This window comes from Mucilaginibacter mali (assembly GCF_013283875.1).
Classification (GTDB): Bacteria; Bacteroidota; Bacteroidia; order Sphingobacteriales; family Sphingobacteriaceae; genus Mucilaginibacter; species Mucilaginibacter mali.
In genome coordinates this window covers 5,905,993-5,923,046 of the sequence record NZ_CP054139.1, presented here as the reverse complement: position 1 = coordinate 5,923,046, position 17,054 = coordinate 5,905,993, and the positions used below count along the sequence as shown (strand labels likewise).

Below are 17,054 nucleotides of genomic sequence, written 5' to 3'. Positions count from 1 at the left end.
ACATTATTAAATCTGAATACCATGAAAACAAAAGCAAGCAAAAATGTGAGCCGCACCCCTGAAGCAGAGAGTGCGTTAAAGGAATTATTCGTTGACGAATTAAAAGATATCTATTGGGCGGAAAAACACCTGGCGACCGCCTTACCGAAAATGATCAAGGGCGCCACCTCGGAAGACCTGAAAAACACCATCAGCACGCATCTGGAGGAAACCAAAGGTCAGGTCACCCGCTTAGAAAGCGTTTTTGAATCGATTGGTGAAAAAGCCGCCGCAAAGAAATGCCTGGCGATGGAAGGTTTGCTGAAAGAAGCGACCGAGTTACTGGAAGATACCGACAAAGGTACCGAGGTACGCGATGTCGCTATTATTTCTGCCGCGCAGAAAGTGGAACATTACGAGATCGCTTCTTACGGTACGCTGCGTACGCTGGCCGGAACTTTGGGATTCAGCGAAGCGCAAAGCCTGCTGGATGAGACCTTAGCCGAAGAAAAAAATGCCGATTCCCTGTTGACCCAAGTAGCCGAAAATTACGTGAACGAAGCCGCAGCCGCCGAAGTAGAATAATCATCCGAAAAATTTGTGATTGACAAGGGGATGCCGGAAAGGTGTCCCTTTTTTGTTAAATTTAGCTTTTATGAAAGCGCCATTTTAGTTCTAATTAGAGATCAATAATAAATAATACATAACTTTGCCATTATATTCTTAGTCTGGCCGGGGGCGTATGTACTGCCTCTGCCTTTAGGTATACGACAGACCTTAATGCTATGATGAAGAAAATACTTGTCATTGATGACGACGCCGATATTTTGGATGTCGTGCGGGAGACCCTTCTTTACGAGCGGTTCGAAGTTCAAACCGTAAATAATAGTAAGAACATTATGGCTGTTGCAGATAAATTTCAGCCCGATCTGATCTTGCTGGATTACCGGCTCCGGGATGGTGATGGCGGGGATATCTGCCGTGCCCTTAAAGAACACAAGCTTTTCAGCCATATTCCGGTCGTCCTTTTCTCTGCTTATGTGAATGCCGAAAATGAATTAACTGTCTATGGCTCTGACGCCGTGATCACCAAGCCGTTTGATCTGGAGGACCTCATCGACACGATCAACAGGCTAACGCCCGCTCCCTAAACCGCTACCGGAAGCGTAAAATAAAAAGTGGATCCATTCTCGCTTTCACTTTCGACACCGATATGACCATTGTGCCCGCGAATGATCTCTGCGCTTAGATACAGGCCGATGCCAAACCCTGAGATATTTTTGCTGCTGTTATTTTCTACCCTGAAATAGCGGTCAAATACCCGCTCTTTGTCCTGCGGTTTCAATCCCATCCCCTGGTCGGTGATGCTGACCCTGATCTTGTCACCTTCGGCTTTGCATTCCACATCAACGGTCCTGCCTTTGGGGGAATATTTGACCGCGTTGGAGATCAGGTTGGTCACGACCGAACCGATCTTGTCGCGGTCAGCAACTATAAAGACATGATCACATCGTTCAAAATTGATGGTATGACTGGTTACCGTAAGACGCGTTTCCTGAACGAGATCTTCGATCAGCGTCTCCAGGTCGAACCGCTGCTTGTCAAGCAGCAACTTGGCAGACTCCAGTCGTGAGATGTTCAGGAAGCCGTTGATCATGTTACCCATCCGTTTTACCTGGACATTCGCTTTTTCCATTGCTCCGGCGATGAATGGGTCTGTGTTGTTTTTTAGTTTTTCTTTCGCTACCTGGATGATGGCCGTTAAAGAAGTCAGCGGCGTTTTGAGCTCATGGCTGACCATGCCGATGAAATCGTTCTTCCGCAATTCGTCCTCTTTCTGCTCGGTGATCTCCAGCACTGAGCCGATAAAACGTAGCGGCCTGTCCTCCTTATCAAAATAAGCCTGTCCTTTGGCCCGTACCCATCTTACCTTATGATCTTCGACACCAACGGTCCGGTATTCCACATCGTAAACCCCGTTGCTGACGGACTTAATAAAAACGTTGCGGATCACGTTCAGTATTCTTTCCTTGTCCTCCGGGTGCAGGCCGTTGACAAAGTCTTTCTCATAGGTGACCTCGTCCTGGTGTGATATGCCGAACAGTTCCCGGCAGCGGGCGTCCCATTCCAGCGTTCCCTTATTCATGTCCATATCAAAGAAGCCAAGTTCGGCGGCCTCTTTCGACAGCCGCAGCTGTTCATAGGCCGCCTGTGTGCCGTGAGTGGACTCGACGAATTCGGTAACTTCATAAACAAATGCGAGTATGCCGTCAATTTCATCGTTTTCATTGAGTCGTGCCTGGTAATTGAAAGTAAAGTAGCGGTCCCGGAGCGGTCCGCCTTCGTGATCGGCAAGCGGTATCAGCAATTCTTTGATCACCGCCATTTCGCCGGTAGTATATACCTGGTGTAAAATACTGGCGATAGGCGTGCCGGCGATCTCCGGAAGTACTTCAAAAATGGGCCTCCCTAATAGTATCCTTCCTGGGAGTAATTGCTGATAGCTCGGGTTAGCAAATTCATATACCAGATCAGGGCCGTTCAAAACGCATATGCCTGCAGGCGCCTGCATCATAAAGGAATTGAAACGGTCGCGCTCTTTTTGCATGGCGGCCTTCGCTGTTTCTGCCCTTTGCCGCTCGATGACCTGCCGGGTGTTTTCCAGGACCCAGACAGCGACTTTTACGACCTCGCCGGCGCTATTTTTTACCGGTGCGTAAACGAAGGTGACGAAGATCCATTCCTCGCGGCCATGCCGGATAAGCATCAATTCTACCTCATCGGCATAATAAGGCTCCCCTGTTTCTACGACGCCCGCCAGCGCAGCCTCATAATAAGGCCTGGCTTCAGCAAAAGGTTCCCAGTACCATTTGTTTAGTATGGCCTCTTTCGGCTTACCCGCGATCCCGATAAATTTATCATTGACGATCTCGGCTGTTAAGGTGGCTGCATTAAGAATGCAAATGCCTATGGGCGCGCTGAGCACCGTCTGGTATAAATTTTCGCCGTCCGTCAACTGCATTATTGAATTAGGATAAAATAATTGCCAAAATACTGATTAAATAACAATTCGTTGTGTTAGCGCTAAAAAACGCTTTTAGCTTTCAATAGTGTTTCCTGTAGATCGATGCCGGGCCCCAGCACACCCCGGAAAAGGTCGCCGGTTTCCTTTAGCCTGGCTATCGAATTATGGATGGTAAAATGCCGCATCGTCAAGCCCGGTTTTACCTCGTCCCAGGTTACCGGCATCGAAACCGTAGCCCCTGGCTTTGGCCGCAGCGAGTAAACCCCAGCAATCGTTGCGTCGGGCCGGTTCTGTAAAAAATCGAGATACATTTTACCGTCGCGGTTTTTGACCATACGTTCCAGCGTGGTGTAGGCGGATATCTGCTTTTGCACCAGCGTCACGATGATCTTGGCGAACATCTGCGATTGATCGTAGGTATATTTCGCTCCCATAGGAATGTAAATGTGCATACCAGTGGAACCGGAAGTTTTTGGATAACATTTTACGCCGATTGACTCACAAACTTTTCGGACCTCCTGCGCCGCTTCGATCACCTGGTCGAAATGCTGCTTATCGGGGTCGAGATCAATGACACAAAAATCCGGATTGTGCGGCGACTGCACGCGGCTGAACCAAGGATTAATCTCGATACAGCCCAGCGAGGCCATCCATAATAGGCTGGCTTTATTGGTCGCTACTAAATACTCTTTTTCCTCGCCCTTGTCATTGGTATGTGGCATGGTGGCCATACAGCCGGGCACCTTATCCTTCACATTTTTCTGGTAAAAGCTCGGGCCATGAATGCCGTTTGGGAAACGGTTAAGCGACATGGGTCTGTCTTTGAGGTAAGGCACCATGTATTCAGCGACCTGGTCATAGTAGTTGAACATATCGCGTTTGGTGATCCCATCCTCGGGCCAGTAGACCTTAGACAGGTGGTTAAACGCTAACGGGCAACCATCGACTTTAACGGTTTGATTGTCTTTGTCCGCATCCAGGAAACTTGCTTCGGGCTTTATTTTTTTGCTCATGGCTTTCTTAGGGTGAGGCGCTATTTTTAAATGTGATTGGGTTTCGTCGACCCCGGCTACCATTGTTGTGGTATCTTCCGGCACTTCGAGGACTACCTCTTTCGGGTTCTTGTCTTTGCGCATGCCTTTGAATGAAGCCTGGCGTACTTTTCCATCACTGGTGATCTCGGCGATATTGACTTCGCAAACGAGTTCGGGTTTCAGCCAAAACGGCTTGGCACCAAGCCGGCGGGGCCTGAACTGCGAGGGTTCGTCCACGTCGGGCTCCACATCAAAGGGGCAGACATTGGTAATGAGCGACTCGAACTCAGCCATCATTTCTTTTTGCTTTTTCTCTGACCAGCCCGTGCCGACCTTTCCGATATAGCGCAGCACCCCTTTTTCATAAACGCCGATGGCCAATGCGCTAAATAGTTTTTCGGTGCCGGCGTTGCGGGTGAACGCGCCGATCACCACTTCCTGCCGCCGTTCGACTTTAACTTTGAGCCACTCTTTGGAACGGTCGCCCGCACTGTAAGCGCTATTGGCTTTTTTAGCCATGATGCCCTCGATCCCTGCTTTTTCGGCGGCATGAAAAAACTCGATACCATTAACAGCGAAGGCTTTGCTGAGCCGAATGATATCATCAGTGGGCAATACCGCTTCCAGTATGGCTTTGCGGTCTATTAAGGGCAGTTCACGTAAGTCACGCCCCTCGTACCAGAGAATATCGAACACATTATACACCAACTGGCCGTCCTTACGCCGCTGCCAGTTCTGGATAGCGCTGAAGTCGGATTTGCCATCTGCATCGAGCACAACGATCTCGCCGTCGATGACCGCATTCACGTTCCATTTACCCAGCGCATCGGCAACCGGATGAAACTGGTCGAAAGAGATACTGTTACGAGAGATCAATTCGGCCTGGTGGTGTTGGATGACCGCCAGCGCACGGTAACCATCCCATTTGATCTCATAGAGCCAGCCCGGATCATCAAAGGGTTCGCGCACGAGCGTCGCTTTCATCGGCTGGAGCTTAGCCGGCATTTTGGCTTTGGGTGCGCGGGAAAGCAGTGATGCCAGATCGCCGGTGGCTTTTGGCTTTTCTGTTTCAGTAGAAACAGCCGTTTCTTCCTTTTCAGGCAGGTCGCTGTCCGCCAGTTCGATCCAGACCGGGGCATGGTCGCTGGCGTGTTCCCAGCCGCGCACGTGTTTGTCGACCTGGGCATCCGCCAGCCGTCCGGCTACTTTTTTATTGAGCAGGAAATGGTCTAAGCGTAATCCGGCATTTCGACCATAAGCGTCACGCATATAATCCCAGAACGTAAAGATGCGCTCCGTGGGATACAATGTCCGGATCGCATCGGTCCAACCCTGATCGACCAGGTTTTTATACGCTTCGCGGGACTCGGGCCGGAACAAGGCATTATTCACATATTTCTCCGGTTTATAGGTGTCGAGTTCCGTCGGCATCACGTTATAATCGCCAATGAGGATCACCGGCAGGTCGCGGTCTACCAGGTCCTTGGCATGATCGGACAGCCTTTGAAACCAGCGCAGTTTGTAATCGAACTTCGGGCCGGGATAAGGGTTGCCGTTTGGTAAGTAAATGCAGCCGATGACCAGGCCGTCGATAAACGCTTCAATATAGCGGCTGTGCGTAAATTCTTCGTCTCCGCCCGGCAGGTCGTCACGTAGTTCCTTGATTTCGCTTTTGGCAAGGATGGCTACGCCGTTCCAGCTTTTCTGCCCTTTCCACACGGCGTTATAACCGGCTGCTTTGAGCTGCTGTTCCGGGAAATTGTTCTTCTCGCTTTTGAGTTCCTGCAGGCATACGATATCCGGGGCGGCTTCTTCCAGCCACCTTAACAGCACGTCAAGACGGCTGTTGATGTTATTAATATTATAGGTCGCGATCTTCAAGGTTTAGTCCAATATTATCTGCCATTGCTGCTTATCATTGAGCATATAACCCAGGCCATCGCTCATTTCATGTACTTCTTTCGAATGTTTGGGGTGCAGGCGGGTATGCAATTCTACCACAGTGCGACGGTACTCGCGCTGCAGGTGCTGGATTAATGAGGCCATATTGGGCGCGACATCTTTCAGTTGCTCGCTTTCCCCTTCTTTTACAAATGCGCTGCTCATCGGTAGGCAATTTTTACAGACAGCAAAGCCCCGGGGGGCGGGGCTTTGCTGTCTGTAGATGCATTATTATTTTTTACTTGCCAATCTTTTCTCAACGGTCTTCCGCTGATTGGAACCGGTCGACTTTTTAGCTGCTTCGACATTTTTAGCTGAAGTGCCTTCTTTCTTTGCTTCGTATTTAAGTTCGTGCGGCTGCTCGGATACCGAGTTTCTTTCCACTTTTGCGCCTCTTGTTGCCATAGTTTTAATATTTAATAGATGTATTTGATTAACAAATACCTAAACAGATGGTTTTAACGGCAAACCGATGAATTATCGTGCTAAACCTACTATAAGCGTATGCCGGTAGCCCTTATTAGTCAAAGCGTTATATAACTTAATTCTTACGGAGAGGCGGTCTAAGTATTTGGGATGAACATTTACGCAGCATTGCGCGTATATTCATGGTATGGCACTGATCGACGCTCACTTGCTGCAACTCTATGATTGGTACTGCTGGTCAAACAGGAGCTGCTTGACGGCCAAGCAGCGCTTATGGCTGAGATGAAAAGAAACGACATAAATGCCGAACAGTTAGTTCGCCTGGTGTCAAAGCTCGACAGGCTGACCTTGGTCCTGAAAGACCTGGTGCGTGAATTGCTTGCAGCTGAACCTGAACTGCTTGCCCGCTTCGATGCGCGGCTTTTTGATCATAAGCCGGATGATGATTTAATGCTCTATTTCTGTTGACGTCTTTACGTTGGTATTGAGGAATGATTGCAATGCCAGGATATTAATATCCTTTAATGAAAGATCATGATCAATGCCATACCCTTTCATTTTTTTAAGAAGGCTTTTTGGTATCCAAACATTAAGTTGGGCCTCGGCTTCTTTAGGGTCTTCAACATTCTTAACCGGGTGTACTTCCTGAATTGGCGTTTTAGGAGGATCTTTTTTTAGCTTGTCTGCCAACCCTCCTAATTTCTTCTTATAATCTTCCATTGCACCTTGGTCATGTGATTATGTAATCTTGCAATTACATAAATCTGTACTTCTTTATTTATGCACTTATGTATTCTACTACCTCTTCCGCAAGTGATGTAAACTCCTCTTTGGCTTTTTGATCAGTGCCGGTTAGAATTCCAGCCGTGATTGCACTTCGGGTAATGCTTACGCGGTCATGTACCATAGTTTTTAATAATGGTGTTCCCATATCCCGTAGAAGTTCGGCAACATCTTTAGTAACACCTGATCTGTACTTCACCATATTTAGTGCGATGCCTGCTTTTAAAGTTGGCTTTTTAGCCTGAGCAAACCTGATTAACGCCAGGGTTGACCGGATAGCCATAACATCAAAAAAACCTGCCTTAGTTGGAACCAATACAAAATCCGAAAGCAAGAAAAAATCTGTGAGCCTATTTGACAAGTAAGGCGGTGTGTCAATGATAATGAGGTCAAAATCCATTTTCTGGATATCACTAATCTTTTCAGCTGCTAAAACCGTCAAGTCAGGAAAATCCTCCCTGGCATGATATAAACTACCTTGTAAATCTGAATCTACTAAGGCCACACTTAACTGGTCTTTAAAACACAAAGCCAGATTTAAAGCCATGGTGCTTTTTCCTACGCCTCCCTTTTGATGCGCGATGGTGATGATCTTTGCCATAATTACATATTTCTAAAAAGTTATAAATACATAAATCTTCAATTCTGTAATTGTAGAATTACATAGCAAAGGTCAAAGAAGGCTGGCAGGAAAAACTCCGACTTTATCCGAGTCGGATGTCAAAAATCGTAGGAAATTTATTTGCGACTAAACTATGCTTGGAGAAATTATGAATAAAGTTCCTTCCCTATGATTGTAAAATAATTCATTAAGAATCGGAAAATATCCGATTCTTAATATTATTTTTAACATGTATATGTAAAATATTTTAACATTAATCGGAAAAATTCCGATTAATTAGTTGTAATTTTACATTATGGGTTTTGATGACTTATTAACCAATTATGCTGAAGAGCCATTGACAAGGCAAATCATTTTATCATTGATTAAGGACTACAAGCGTCCCAATGATAAGATTGGTGAGCTCATGAAGTCAGGCGAACTGACAAGCGTCAAGAACGGTTTATACATACCCGGCCCCAACAGCAAGATAGCCAGGCCGGAACCGTACCTGATCGCGAATCACCTTTGGGGGCCGAGTTATATTTCTATGGAAACCGCTTTATCCTACTGGGGGTTCATCCCGGAAAGGGTTTATGAGATCACATCGGTCACTATTAAGGCATCCAGAAAATACAAGACAAATGCCGGAAGATATACTTTCAGGCATTGCCCACTTCCTTACTATTCGTACGGGATCAAGAGTGTCCAGCTGTCGCCAAAGCAAAACATTCTGATGGCATCGCCGGAAAAGGCGATTTGCGACAAAATCGTTATGACCTCCGGCATTCACCTGCGCAGCACCCCCCAGGTTATTAAACTGCTTACCGAAGATCTGCGCATCGACGATGATAAATTGACCGGGCTCGACCTTAAGATGATGTCAACCTGGCTTGACGAAGCACCGAAGAAGTCCAGCTTAACAATGTTAATTAAAGCACTGCAAGTTTATGATCATAGCTGACTGGTTAAAAGAATACAATCCCCAAAATCAGCAGGAAGCGTTTGACGCCCTGCGGGAGGTCATGCAGGAAATAACGCTTGCCGGCCTCAGCCGTTCAGGCTTTTTTGAAAAAGCGGCATTTTATGGCGGAACCGCCCTGAGAATATTCTATGGCCTGAACAGGTATTCCGAAGACCTGGATTTCTCCTTGCTCGAAAAAGACCCTGGCTTTTCGCTGGAACCTTATTTTCAGGCGATCGTAGATGAGTTCGCATCGCTGGGGATTACCGTAAGTTTGAAGGAAAAGCAAAAATCTGTAGCGTCCAATGTGGAGTCTGCCTTTTTAAAATCAGATACCGTTTGGAAGGAACTGGTGCTGGAACAGGTCGTCCCACAAACCGGAATAAAGCTAATGCCGCACATGAAAATTAAGATCGAGGTAGACAGGGACCCACCTTTAGGGTTCGCTACGGAGGAAAAGCTACTTACACGGCCAATCTCTTTTTATGTAAAGACCTTTACCCTGCCGAGTCTTTTCGCAGGCAAAATGCACGCACTATTATTCAGGAAGTGGCAAAACCGGGTGAAAGGCAGAGATTGGTATGACCTGGAATGGTACATCAAAAAAGGCGTACCACTTGATTTGCACCACTTCTTGCGAAGAGCGCGCGATACCAGGGACTGGAAGGAAGAGACCATTAATAAAGAGCAGGTATTAACGTTGCTTAAGGAAAAAATAAACGCCGTCAATTTTGAAAATATTAAAGAGGACGTAATACGCTTTATTCCGGACGACTCAGCTTTAAAAATATGGGGCACCAAATACTTTACGGATCTGGTCGAGAAGCTAAAGTTTGCAGAATAGGATAGGCTCACCTTGAAGCTTTACTCTACCTGTTATGTAATTCTATAATTTTGTATTTCTGTAATTACATATCTAATGTACTAACTCGTTTTCACAGGAAAGTTCAAAAAATATGACCGGAAGTTCGGGTCAAGTTCGTATATTTGGGATACGAAAAGTTCTTTAAAAACAACGCAAATAACCTCAAAATAGCCCGTGACCTCCGCGGTGACTATTAGGTTTTTAAAAACATAAATGTTTGTGATCTAATTGGTTACGGGTAAGGTTACGGTCCCGTCCATTCCGCTAAGTACATCTTTAAAATGTCAAAAAGCCCTTAAATTTCAAATTTAGGGGCTTTTTTGTTTTTAAGCCCTCCAGAATTGTCAAAAATTACCACTATTTCAGCGCGTCATCTATGACGTCTTTTTTTCTGAAAAAAGACGCGTTGAAAAGGGCTTAATCAACTAACAATGAACCCATTCATGCGATGGACGACTTGATTAGATGAAGCTGCATTTCGAGATTTGTTTAACCTCTTAATGCGTATTTTATGTTAGAAAAAAGCTTTGGTGTCTTTTTCTTTTTGAAGAAGCCCAAGAATGAGAAAGGGAATTTGAGGTATGTGTACCTTAGAATTACAGTAGATAGCATCGCTAAGGATGTAGCGACCAAGCGCCAATGGAACAACCAGCGCTGGAATGCTGTCGCCGGGCGCGCCACCGGCAACAAAGAAGAAACTCTTGCTTTGAACGGTTACTTGGACAGTTTGTTGGCTCAAGTATATTCCGCCAGATCCAAACTGCAATTAGCAGACAAACCTATTACCGCCGAAAACCTTAAGAATGTGCTGACTGGGCAGGACGAGGAAAGACGTATGATCCTTGTGGCTTTTAAGCATCACAACGACCAAATGAAAGCGCTGATCGGTAAAGAGTTCGCGCCAGCCACTTACACGCGTTACAAGACCGCGCATGGCCATACAAAGGATTTCATCCGTTGGAAATACGGGACAGACGACCTCGAAATCAAGGAGCTCAATTATGAATTTGTCACCCAGTTTGTTTTCTGGCTGAAGACAGAACGCACCTGTGGGCATAACGCTGCCGTTAAGTATATCGGAAACTTTAAAAAGATCGTACTGGAGTGTATGAAAAAAGGATGGCTACAGAAAGATCCATTTGCCGATTTTAAAGCCAGTAGGAAGGAGGTCATTCGAGTAGCGCTGACGAAGGAAGAATTGGAGCGTATTGCCAAAAAAAAATATACCGTAGATCGACTGGCCCATGTGCGGGATATCTTTCTGTTCAGCTGCTACACCGGCTTGGCCTATATTGATGTCTACCAACTAAGGCGGACAGATATCGTTACTGGCATTGACGGGGGCAGTTGGATCAATACCACGCGTCAGAAAACGGACTCACCAACCCGGTTACCGTTACTACCGGCAGCATTGGAAATCATTGCCCGGTATGAGAACGACCCATATTGCGTCCATAAAGGCTTGGTGTTACCCGTACTTACCAATCAGAAGATGAACTCCTATTTGAAAGAGATTGCGGACGGCTGTGATATTACCAAGAATCTTACTTTTCATATTGCCCGTCATACTTTTGCCACAACGGTTACGCTAAGTAACGGTGTCCCTATTGAAACTGTATCTAAAATGCTCGGTCATAAGTCGCTCAAGCAAACACAGCACTATGCAAAGATCGTTGACCTAAAGATCAGTGAGGATATGCTTGCCCTTAAAGGCAAACTGTTGGAAACGGGAAAGCGGCCTATCGTCTCCTAACATTACCGATGGCTGCTGCTTGCCGCAGCCATCGGTATCTTATTTTTTGGGCTTCGCACGCTTGGCCGTACGTTTCTTTTCGTCAGCGCCCGCTTGTGTATGCTCCCGTTCGTATTTAAGGATAGCTAGCGGTTCCCCCTTTTTGACCAACAGCATATCTGCTTCAATAAAATGTTCGCTTCCGGTAATTTCGCCCTCATTGTAAACTAAAGTGATTGGATCAAAGAACGTGTAAGTATAGGCGTCTAATGCGTCTTGCTTTAATCCGTCTTTACTTTGCGGATAGCTCTTATAGAATAATTTATTGTGCCTGGGTTTTAAAGCATTGATCAAAGCTTTTTCAGCATCGAGGTAAATTCTTTTTTTAGGTACCATGGGTAAATTACCGTCAATCATTTGCTGAATAAGAACATCCCCCATTTCATCGTCGGCGCCAAACATCGCTAGATGTATATTGTCGCTGAATTCGTAAAACAATATGGCAATCTCGTCAGTCGGTAGACTGCCATAATGCAGGGGGAATTCGACCGAAAGAATATCTTGAAGGTGCTCATGGCCCGTTAATCTTTTTATTACGTGTTCTTCAGTGGCTTTACCGATATAATGCACTTTGTATTTAAGGAAAGCGGGGACATCACCTTTAACTTCGGATTCATACAAGTCGTTCCAACGTTCAAACAAAAACTTTTCCGGGGAAAACCAGCTCCCATACCCATTCTCATCGGCAAACATCAGGAAGTTGGCGATATGATAGTAAGGAGGATCACTGAACTTATGGTGTAAAAATTCATAATCCGGTGTGAATAACATACCCATTTTCTCCTTAAATAATTCCTTGAACATACCCCGGCGATATGGGAAACTACATTCTAAAAATTCTGCCGACCCTTTTTTACATATCTTAAATCTTAATATTGGATCTTCTTCTATGGTTGGATCAATATATAACTCCTCAAAAGTCAAGCAGGGGCGCTGAACGATCATATAGATATGACTTTCCGCCAGAATATCAGTTAGAGACGTCTGTGACGTTAACAGGGAATAATCATAGTTGCTTAAAGGGCTAAATGAAAGCTTGAGTTTGTTGAAAAGTCTTTTACTGTACATATGTTAAGGTTTTTCGCTACTAGTGTAAATATGCGAGTTACCTCGTTATTTTTTTCCTTAGTGTAAAACTTAGACAGTTAACTTGCCGATATAGAGATCACCTAATTGTCCAGATGTCTTAAAATTTCGTTTACATACCCCTGTGGTATTTTCTCCTGTTCAAGTCGTTGATTTTCGGCATAAACCCGGAGATACAAATTATGCTCACTAATCGTTAGGTGATTTAAACCCCAGACATTAGAAACGCTGCCAGTGCCGTGATAGTGATTAAACTTGTTGAACGTTATTTCATCCATCATTAAGGAAACTGTCTGCTCATAATAACCGCGAAGCATTGACAGTATTTCAAATCCCTGAATATCGATATCCCCCCAATAATAAATATGTTTATTGACCATCCATTCAATAAGCTGCAAATTTTTAACCGCATACCCGCCGCCCCAAATAGCGATCGTATTTTTCAGCTTCGGTAACGTAAGAAAATTCATGAGATTTTCCGTTATGAGCACGTTCCGGCAAATAAAATTCGCGTTGGAAAAATCGCTTAATGGTAAGCTGATATCGCTAAAACGATTGTCAATGATCAGCGACGGATCTAAAATTCTTATCCTTATGCGGGGTTCTTCATGTTTTAAGCCAAATCGTTTTTGAAAAAATGTTTCTTCTCTTTTTGACAGATGAGGTATCAGCTCATCTAGCAGCAGTCGTAAAACCCCTAAATGAGATTCTATGAACTTGGTGTGAATTTCGATGGGCAACTCCCTGATATAGTATTTTCCCGTTTCGTGAAAAGAGATAAACCAAAGACAAACTTTTACAAGGTCTTCCCAGCTCTTGTTGTTCGCCACGACCATAAGTGGATTGCTGCTACACCAATCTTTCAACTGAGGAATGGAATTCAAAATACGATCGGCATCAGCTTTAAAAGCGTCAAATTCATGCTGCTTTCCAATATATTTGATATAATCCGCCAGTGTTTCAAACACTATCGCCTTGGGAATATCCTGAATGCCGTGCTGCCTGTGTTTTACTTTTTCAGAAACAACCTGGTAGCCAAAGCCTTTTCTATCTTTAGAATCAGACATAATATGGGCTATTTCCCTGCTCATCGCTGAAAAATCTTTTGAAAGCGACTTGTCAGATCTTAGCGTCACAGGAAAAAAGCCTTCGCCAGTCAGTACCGATCTCAGCACACTTGGATAAAGCTTTTCTGCTTTTTTTCTTATTTCGGCCGTGGTGATCACTATTAATCTGATGCTTGTAAATATTGCTCCCTGTGTTCCTTCAATTGCCTGATTGGCATATCGTAAACGACAGAATGCCTGTTATCTTTACGTTGTACAAAATGAACCCTGGCAATGTAAGGTTCAACAATCGCGACTTCCTCTGCCTTTGCCGGAGATACCACCATCACCTGTAAATGCAGCTGCTTACAAAGCTCCATTAAAAACTTGGCCTTTTCATCGTCTTGTTTACTAAACGCTTCATCTACGCAAATGAAGCGGAAAGAGTTCGTATTCATGCCCTCTTGGTGGATACCGAACTGGTAGGCGATCGCTGAACCTAGTATCGTATAGGTCAGTTGCGCGCCCTCACCGCCAGATAACTTTGCGGTGCCAGTATAGCTTCTGAATATTTTCGTAGGGTCTTCCTTATGATGTTCAACAGCTTTAAATTTAAGCCAATTTCTCACATCCAATACTTCTTTTCTGGCATGTTCATCTGTCGTCAGGTAGTCGAGCAATGCCTTAATTTTATTGAAACTTTGTTCCAGAATATCATCATCCTTGGTTCTTTCAAATTCGATGAGATTTGGCTTCCAGTCGTTTAGCCTGATCTTAAAATCCTTGACCCTGACCGCATAGTCTTTTTCAACATGCAGCCGGATAAATGTGGGCGGATTGCTTTTAAAATCAATTTTTGCAAGTGATTTATTTAAGGTTTCGATATTCTCTTCTATATCTTCCTCCTGCCGTTCCAACCAGGTTTGAAAATCAGACATCTTGGTGATCATCTCTTCGTTCAGGTATTTTTTGAATTGATGTTTATAGCCTGCCAGTTCCTGTTTTTCCAGCCTGTCCAGTAAAGCAATATATTCATCAATGAACGCGGCACTTTCTCTCAGGCGGTGTGTATCTGAATTCCAATCTTCAAACTGATCGCTGATACTCCTCTCCGGGTTAATAAATGATCTCATTAAGGTTTCAACCGCACTTTCTTCGATCCTTATTTGATCTTTATAATTTGTTATAGCGTCATTGATCTTGCGTTGGATTTTTGATTTAATGTGATCGATACCATCAACATCTAATTCCGTTTCGGAAACAAATTCCTTTTCAAACAACAGTAAGTTGTCTGCAATACCCATATCAGGATACCGGCTGATCGTATCAATCGTTTCCCTTAACTTTTGTCGTTGCTGGTTAATCCCGGATTCAATATTGTTCAACGAAGCCTTCATCAAATCTGAATCCTTTGATAGCTGGGACAAAGTTTCAATTAGTTGGTCGCGTTGCTTTTTAAGCGTATTTACCCGATCATTGGTTTTTTCCAGCTCCTCAATTTTTCCTTTGTTTTGTTGAATTTGGGCAGACAGGCTCCACCAATCAATTTTTTTAAACGCGTCATGTTCAACAAACCGCGTTAATGCCTCTTCATCCTTCCTAATTCTTGACTGGTGATTTTTTACATAGGTAATCCTTTTACCGGCCTCCGTGATTTTAAGGTTTAATTCAACGGCGTCCTCTTTCAGTATGGTTAACTTCTCCTTATTGTCCCAGCCGAGTACATATTGCTGTCTGTTTTTAACCTCTGGACGGTCGTCCTTTTCATGCCGGGCGGCACTTTTGGTCAGGCCCGCGCTGGTAAGTGCTTTGTCGGATAATCGAAACAATTCCATATCATCCGTACAGATATAGTTGAATTTGCCAGCTATTTCGTTCTTAATCCATTCCGTGTATATTGAAGGCTTGAATTCCAGCTTGTGGATCAGCTCATCTTCATTTGTTTGCTGAAATATCCTGGTGGAAACATCCCGCTTGTTGAACCGCTGATAGATAATTCTCCCTTTTAGATCATGCTGGTTTACATATTGATTTACCTGTTGATAATATTCATCCGGCACGATTAATCTTAAAGCAAAGTTATGCAACACTCTTTCGATTGCGGATTCCCAATCCCTGGCATCACCTTTTATTTTTATTAACTCGGCAACAAATGGGATCTCCGATTCCGAAGCCCCGGTGAATTCCAATAACTCGTTCCTGATCCTTGCCGGTGAACCTGTAATGTTATTTTTTTGAGAACGAAGTATATTTAACTCATTGGAGACATTTTCAAATTGCTCCTTCAGGGTTTCCTCCGACCTTTTGGCTTGATAAAGGTCATCGTCCAATTTGGACAACTCGGTGTTGGCGCTAATTTTTCTTTCTTTCGCCAGATTTCTTTGTTCGTCAAATAAACCAGAAGACTGCGGGTTTAACTGAAAGTCCAGCTGCCCGGCCAATTGGTTATAATACTTTAATGCTGCCTCCTTGTCCTCTTTTTCACGGGTAATGCGCTTGTTTTCTTTCTCAATGTCACCAATTTGCCGCCCTACCTCATCAGATTCGATTTGCACTGCGATAGCTATACGTTTTCCGTCTAACTCATCAATTTCCACTTTCAGCGAATTAATCTTTGTTTCTGCTGTTGTTTTAAGGATCATTTGATCTGCAATAAAAACTTCAATCAGCAGCTGGCTTTTCCGGGCGAACCATAAAGGTGCTATTTGATGATGGTTCTCCTGGAGCATCAGGTCCGCTTTATGTTTGGCAAGGATCGTCCCTTTGTCCCTGATCGGGGAAAGCAATTCTATTTGCTTGTTGGTCTTTTCAATAGCCCGGTGGGCATCACTTAATGTTTTGAAATAGGCTTTGATCTTTTGAAACTCCGCTTCTGCATCTCTTTCTTCCAGCATTTGCAGCCGAACGAATTCATCCAGGTTACCTAATACTTTAAGTCCAATGGTTTGGCTGAAAAGCGTATGCGCCTTTTCAGACCGCATTCCCAACACTTTCCGCATCAACCGGCCATAATCACCCGGACTATCCATGAAGCAAAGAATTTCTTTAGCCCCTTGCTTTGGATATTTTTGTTTCAGTCTTTTTTTCCAGTCGCCGTTGCTGTCAAACGGCATCAAATCCGCGTTGATCGATAATTGTTTATAGGCAAGAATAAATGCTCTTTTTAGTTCTCCGCCAGCGTACCAGCGGGCTTGGATCAGTGTAATGTACTGAGATTCGTTTTGAAAGACTGCCAATAAGATAGACTGCGCCTTTACTTTGTCTGTCCTTAGCTTTTTAATCTCCCGGGTATTGGTAAGTTCATTTTCAGTTTCGCCATACTCACCCATTACGTAACTGTCCTCTGTGCGCTCACCTTTAGCCCCTGCGGTTTGATTATAAAAACGCATTCTCTTTTCCGGCACCAGTAACGTTAATAAACCATCCACCAATGTTGTTTTACCGGACGCATTCGCGCCGGTCAGTAGAGATGTTTCGCCGCCTGGTTCCATTGTCCAAATTTGGTGGTCAAA

At 44.6% G+C, this 17,054-nt stretch carries 15 protein-coding genes; 6 read left to right on the top strand and 9 right to left on the bottom strand.

What is annotated here, in order from left to right:
• Positions 1–21: 21 nt before the first annotated feature.
• Both HQ865_RS25105 and HQ865_RS25100 read left to right on the top strand, forming a co-directional pair.
• Complete coding sequence (locus HQ865_RS25105) at positions 22–564, top strand: YciE/YciF ferroxidase family protein (protein ID WP_173417538.1); 543 nt, start codon at positions 22–24, stop codon at positions 562–564.
• Positions 565–764: 200 nt separating this feature from the next.
• Positions 765–1,130, top strand: a complete 366-nt coding sequence (locus HQ865_RS25100) for a response regulator (protein ID WP_173417537.1) — start codon at positions 765–767, stop codon at positions 1,128–1,130.
• Here the strand turns inward: HQ865_RS25100 and HQ865_RS25095 are convergent.
• The 4 genes from HQ865_RS25095 to HQ865_RS25080 form a co-directional block, all read right to left on the bottom strand.
• Positions 1,127–3,001 carry a PAS domain-containing sensor histidine kinase gene (locus HQ865_RS25095; RefSeq protein ID WP_173417536.1) on the bottom strand — a complete coding sequence of 625 codons (1,875 nt, stop codon included), beginning with the start codon at positions 2,999–3,001 and terminating at the stop codon, positions 1,127–1,129. The two genes, HQ865_RS25100 and HQ865_RS25095, sit on opposite strands and share 4 nt — an antisense overlap.
• Positions 3,002–3,063: 62 nt before the next feature.
• Positions 3,064–5,919 (bottom strand): DNA ligase D, encoded by a 2,856-nt coding sequence (gene ligD, locus HQ865_RS25090; RefSeq protein ID WP_173417535.1) that lies wholly within the window; start codon positions 5,917–5,919, stop codon positions 3,064–3,066.
• Positions 5,920–5,922: 3 nt separating this feature from the next.
• Positions 5,923–6,144, bottom strand: coding sequence for a hypothetical protein (locus HQ865_RS25085; RefSeq protein ID WP_173417534.1), 222 nt, complete (start codon positions 6,142–6,144; stop codon positions 5,923–5,925).
• Positions 6,145–6,210: 66 nt separating this feature from the next.
• Entirely contained in the window at positions 6,211–6,384 is a 174-nt protein-coding gene (locus HQ865_RS25080; protein ID WP_173417533.1) for a DUF3606 domain-containing protein, read from the bottom strand.
• A gap of 303 nt (positions 6,385–6,687) precedes the next feature.
• Between HQ865_RS25080 and HQ865_RS25075 the strand changes: the two genes are divergently transcribed.
• Positions 6,688–6,873, top strand: coding sequence for a hypothetical protein (locus HQ865_RS25075; protein ID WP_173417532.1), 186 nt, complete (start codon positions 6,688–6,690; stop codon positions 6,871–6,873).
• Here the strand turns inward: HQ865_RS25075 and HQ865_RS25070 are convergent.
• Both HQ865_RS25070 and HQ865_RS25065 read right to left on the bottom strand, forming a co-directional pair.
• Positions 6,853–7,125 carry a hypothetical protein gene (locus HQ865_RS25070; RefSeq protein WP_173417531.1) on the bottom strand — a complete coding sequence of 91 codons (273 nt, stop codon included), beginning with the start codon at positions 7,123–7,125 and terminating at the stop codon, positions 6,853–6,855. The genes HQ865_RS25075 and HQ865_RS25070 overlap by 21 nt on opposite strands.
• Positions 7,126–7,183: 58 nt before the next feature.
• Positions 7,184–7,789 carry a ParA family protein gene (locus HQ865_RS25065; protein ID WP_173417530.1) on the bottom strand — a complete coding sequence of 202 codons (606 nt, stop codon included), beginning with the start codon at positions 7,787–7,789 and terminating at the stop codon, positions 7,184–7,186.
• Positions 7,790–8,105: 316 nt separating this feature from the next.
• Here HQ865_RS25065 and HQ865_RS25060 point away from each other — a divergent pair, with 316 nt between their 5' ends.
• From HQ865_RS25060 to HQ865_RS25050, 3 genes are all read left to right on the top strand, one after another.
• Positions 8,106–8,753: a type IV toxin-antitoxin system AbiEi family antitoxin domain-containing protein gene (locus HQ865_RS25060; RefSeq protein ID WP_173417529.1), complete on the top strand. Its 648-nt coding sequence runs from the start codon at positions 8,106–8,108 to the stop codon at positions 8,751–8,753.
• Positions 8,740–9,597 carry a nucleotidyl transferase AbiEii/AbiGii toxin family protein gene (locus HQ865_RS25055; protein WP_237073606.1) on the top strand — a complete coding sequence of 286 codons (858 nt, stop codon included), beginning with the start codon at positions 8,740–8,742 and terminating at the stop codon, positions 9,595–9,597. The genes HQ865_RS25060 and HQ865_RS25055 overlap by 14 nt, the downstream gene beginning before the upstream one ends.
• 532 nt (positions 9,598–10,129) lie before the next feature.
• Positions 10,130–11,371 (top strand): site-specific integrase, encoded by a 1,242-nt coding sequence (locus tag HQ865_RS25050; RefSeq protein WP_173417528.1) that lies wholly within the window; start codon positions 10,130–10,132, stop codon positions 11,369–11,371.
• 39 nt (positions 11,372–11,410) lie between these two features.
• Here the strand turns inward: HQ865_RS25050 and HQ865_RS25045 are convergent, their stop codons facing one another.
• The 3 genes from HQ865_RS25045 to HQ865_RS25035 form a co-directional block, all read right to left on the bottom strand.
• The gene (locus HQ865_RS25045; RefSeq protein WP_173417527.1) at positions 11,411–12,478 is read right to left on the bottom strand and encodes a hypothetical protein; all 1,068 of its coding nucleotides are present in this window, start codon (positions 12,476–12,478) and stop codon (positions 11,411–11,413) included.
• A gap of 101 nt (positions 12,479–12,579) precedes the next feature.
• Positions 12,580–13,722, bottom strand: a complete 1,143-nt coding sequence (locus tag HQ865_RS25040) for a Wadjet anti-phage system protein JetD domain-containing protein (protein ID WP_173417526.1) — start codon at positions 13,720–13,722, stop codon at positions 12,580–12,582.
• A 2-nt stretch (positions 13,723–13,724) separates the two neighbouring features.
• Positions 13,725–17,033, bottom strand: a complete 3,309-nt coding sequence (locus HQ865_RS25035) for an ATP-binding protein (protein WP_237073604.1) — start codon at positions 17,031–17,033, stop codon at positions 13,725–13,727.
• Between the last annotated feature and the right edge of the window lie 21 nt (positions 17,034–17,054).

What these genes read in the sequence shown, in the direction of transcription:
- HQ865_RS25105 (WP_173417538.1), top strand. Translation starts at nt 22, where the DNA reads ATGAAAACAAAAGCAAGCAAAAATGTGAGCCGCACCCCTGAAGCAGAG.
- HQ865_RS25100 (WP_173417537.1), top strand. Translation starts at nt 765, where the DNA reads ATGATGAAGAAAATACTTGTCATTGATGACGACGCCGATATTTTGGAT.
- HQ865_RS25095 (WP_173417536.1), bottom strand. Translation starts at nt 3,001, where the DNA reads ATGCAGTTGACGGACGGCGAAAATTTATACCAGACGGTGCTCAGCGCG.
- HQ865_RS25085 (WP_173417534.1), bottom strand. Translation starts at nt 6,144, where the DNA reads ATGAGCAGCGCATTTGTAAAAGAAGGGGAAAGCGAGCAACTGAAAGAT.
- HQ865_RS25080 (WP_173417533.1), bottom strand. Translation starts at nt 6,384, where the DNA reads ATGGCAACAAGAGGCGCAAAAGTGGAAAGAAACTCGGTATCCGAGCAG.
- HQ865_RS25075 (WP_173417532.1), top strand. Translation starts at nt 6,688, where the DNA reads ATGAAAAGAAACGACATAAATGCCGAACAGTTAGTTCGCCTGGTGTCA.
- HQ865_RS25070 (WP_173417531.1), bottom strand. Translation starts at nt 7,125, where the DNA reads ATGGAAGATTATAAGAAGAAATTAGGAGGGTTGGCAGACAAGCTAAAA.
- HQ865_RS25065 (WP_173417530.1), bottom strand. Translation starts at nt 7,789, where the DNA reads ATGGCAAAGATCATCACCATCGCGCATCAAAAGGGAGGCGTAGGAAAA.
- HQ865_RS25060 (WP_173417529.1), top strand. Translation starts at nt 8,106, where the DNA reads ATGGGTTTTGATGACTTATTAACCAATTATGCTGAAGAGCCATTGACA.
- HQ865_RS25055 (WP_237073606.1), top strand. Translation starts at nt 8,740, where the DNA reads ATGATCATAGCTGACTGGTTAAAAGAATACAATCCCCAAAATCAGCAG.
- HQ865_RS25050 (WP_173417528.1), top strand. Translation starts at nt 10,130, where the DNA reads ATGTTAGAAAAAAGCTTTGGTGTCTTTTTCTTTTTGAAGAAGCCCAAG.
- HQ865_RS25045 (WP_173417527.1), bottom strand. Translation starts at nt 12,478, where the DNA reads ATGTACAGTAAAAGACTTTTCAACAAACTCAAGCTTTCATTTAGCCCT.
- HQ865_RS25035 (WP_237073604.1), bottom strand. Translation starts at nt 17,033, where the DNA reads ATGGAACCAGGCGGCGAAACATCTCTACTGACCGGCGCGAATGCGTCC.